General features: G+C 53.3%; 1 rRNA gene. It reads right to left on the reverse strand.

Annotation, left to right across the window (positions count from 1 at the left end):
• Positions 1-35: 35 nt before the first annotated feature.
• Positions 36-2968, reverse strand: a 23S ribosomal RNA gene (locus ABU914_RS15225).
• Positions 2969-3166: the final 198 nt, after the last annotated feature.

Genomic DNA, 3166 nt, shown 5'->3' on the forward strand with positions numbered 1-3166 from the left:
GCTTTGACGCCTCGTAAGCGCCAAAGCCTTCGTTTGTGGTTAAGTCCTCGACCGATTAGTATCTCTCAGCTCCACGTGTCACCACGCTTCCACATGAGACCTATCAACCTTATCATCTCTAAGGGGTCTTAACTTGGCACCGAAGTGCCTCGTGGGAAATCTCATCTCGAGGGGGGCTTCACGCTTAGATGCTTTCAGCGTTTATCCCGTCCACACGTAGCTACCCAGCTGTGCTCCTGGCGGAACAACTGGTACACCAGCGGTGTGTCCATCCCGGTCCTCTCGTACTAAGGACAGCTCCTCTCAAATTTCCTACGCCCACGACGGATAGGGACCGAACTGTCTCACGACGTTCTGAACCCAGCTCGCGTACCGCTTTAATGGGCGAACAGCCCAACCCTTGGGACCTACTCCAGCCCCAGGATGCGATGAGCCGACATCGAGGTGCCAAACCTCCCCGTCGATGTGGACTCTTGGGGGAGATAAGCCTGTTATCCCCAGGGTAGCTTTTATCCGTTGAGCGATGGCCCTTCCATGCGGAACCACCGGATCACTAAGCCCGACTTTCGTCCCTGCTCGACTTGTAGGTCTCGCAGTCAAGCTCCCTTCTGCCTTTACACTCTGCGAATGATTTCCAACCATTCTGAGGGAACCTTTGGGCGCCTCCGTTACCTTTTAGGAGGCGACCGCCCCAGTCAAACTGCCTACCTGACACTGTCTCCCAGCCGGATCACGGCTGTGGGTTAGAACTTCAGTACCGCAGGGGTAGTATCCCACCGACGCCTCCACCGAACCTAGCGGCCCGGATTCCAAGGCTCCTACCTATCCTGTACAAGCGATACCGAAATCCAATATCAAGCTACAGTAAAGCTCCATGGGGTCTTTCCGTCCTGTCGCGGGTAATGCGCATCTTCACGCATACTATAATTTCACCGGGTCTCTCGTTGAGACAGTATCCAAGTCGTTGCACCTTTCGTGCGGGTCGGAACTTACCCGACAAGGAATTTCGCTACCTTAGGACCGTTATAGTTACGGCCGCCGTTTACTGGGGCTTCAATTCAGAGCTTCGACCAAAGTCTAACCCTTCCTCTTAACCTTCCAGCACCGGGCAGGTGTCAGCCCCTATACTTCGCCTTGCGGCTTCGCAGAGACCTGTGTTTTTGATAAACAGTCGCTTGGATCTTTTCACTGCGGCTCATCAAGGCCTACACCCCGATGAGCACCCCTTCTCCCGAAGTTACGGGGTCATTTTGCCGAGTTCCTTAACGAGAGTTCTCCCGAGCGTCTTAGGATTCTCTCCTCGCCTACCTGTGTCGGTTTGCGGTACGGGCACCATTCTCCTCACTAGAGGCTTTTCTTGGCAGTGTAGGATCGGGAACTTCGGTACTCCATATTTCCCTCGCCATCACAGCTCAGCCTTATGGTAAGCGGATTTGCCTACTTACCAGCCTCACTGCTTGGACGCGGCATTCCAACGCCGCGCTTACCCTACCTTCCTGCGTCCCCCCATCGTTCAAACGGAGATATGGTGGTACAGGAATTTCAACCTGTTGTCCATCGCCTACGCTGTCAAGCCTCGGCTTAGGTCCCGACTTACCCTGAGCGGACGAGCCTTCCTCAGGAAACCTTAGGCTTTCGACGGAGGGGATTCTCACCCCTCTTTTCGCTACTTATACCGGCATTCTCACTTCTAAGCACTCCAGCTCACCTTACGATTCACCTTCGATGCACTTAGAACGCTCCCCTACCATGACATTGTCATCCACGGCTTCGGTGATCCGTTTAGCCCCGGTACATTTTCGGCGCAGAGTCACTCGACCAGTGAGCTATTACGCACTCTTTAAATGGTGGCTGCTTCTAAGCCAACATCCTGGTTGTCTGGGCAACTCCACATCCTTTCCCACTTAACGGATACTTTGGGACCTTAGCCGGTGGTCTGGGCTCTTTCCCTCTCGACTACGGATCTTATCACTCGTAGTCTGACTCCCGAGAAACAAGTGATTGGCATTCGGAGTTTGACTGAGCTCGGTAATCCTGTGGGGACCCCTTACCCAATCAGTGCTCTACCTCCAACACTCTATCTCGAGGCTAGCCCTAAAGCTATTTCGGGGAGAACCAGCTATCTCCGAGTTCGATTGGCTTTTCACCCCTACCCACACCTCATCCCCGCACTTTTCAACGTACGTGGGTTCGGGCCTCCAGTGAGTGTTACCTCACCTTCACCCTGGACATGGGTAGATCACTCGGTTTCGGGTCTGCGACGATGTACTAGCACGCCCTATTCAGACTCGCTTTCGCTGCGGCTCCGCTTTCGCTTAACCTGGCACACCATCGCAACTCGCCGGTTCATTCTACAAAAGGCACGCCGTCACCCAAAAATGGGCTCCGACTACTTGTAGGCACACGGTTTCAGGTTCTCTTTCACTCCCCTCCCGGGGTGCTTTTCACCTTTCCCTCACGGTACTGGTTCACTATCGGTCACTAGGGAGTATTTAGCCTTGGGAGATGGTCCTCCCAGATTCCGACGGGGTTTCACGTGTCCCGCCGTACTCAGGATCCACTCTGGAGAGAATGCCGTTTCGATTACAGGGCTGTTACCTTCTGTGGCGGGCCTTTCCAGACCGCTTCATCTACAACATTCTTTTCTCACTCCGTATTGAGTGTCCTACAACCCCAAGAGGCATGCCTCTTGGTTTGGGCTCTTTCCGGTTCGCTCGCCGCTACTTGGGAAATCGATCTTTCTTTCTCTTCCTCTGGGTACTGAGATGTTTCAGTTCCCCAGGTCTGCCTCCCAACACCCTATGGATTCAGGTGCGGGTACTGTCCCATTACGGACAGTGGGTTCCCCCATTCGGAAATCTCCGGATCAAAGCGTACTTACAGCTCCCCGAAGCATATCGGTGTTCGTCCCGTCCTTCTTCGGCTCCTAGTGCCTAGGCATTCGCCGTGTGCCCTTAACTACTTAACCTATCGACAAATCTTGAACGGCGGATTTCTTCGTCAACTGCACTCGTCGGAATCCTCACGTACCTTTCATTCGTACGCTACAGTTCCTCCTCGTTTGTTTCCTTAACTCCTCGTTCCTAATTTGTCTCTGATTCCATGATGTTGTTCATGGACTTTACTTACTATTTGTGGATGTCGTTATCTAGTTTTCAAGGTTCAT

Source organism: Pueribacillus sp. YX66, from assembly GCF_041725775.1.
In the GTDB taxonomy this organism is placed as follows: domain Bacteria; phylum Bacillota; class Bacilli; order Bacillales; family UBA6769; genus Pueribacillus.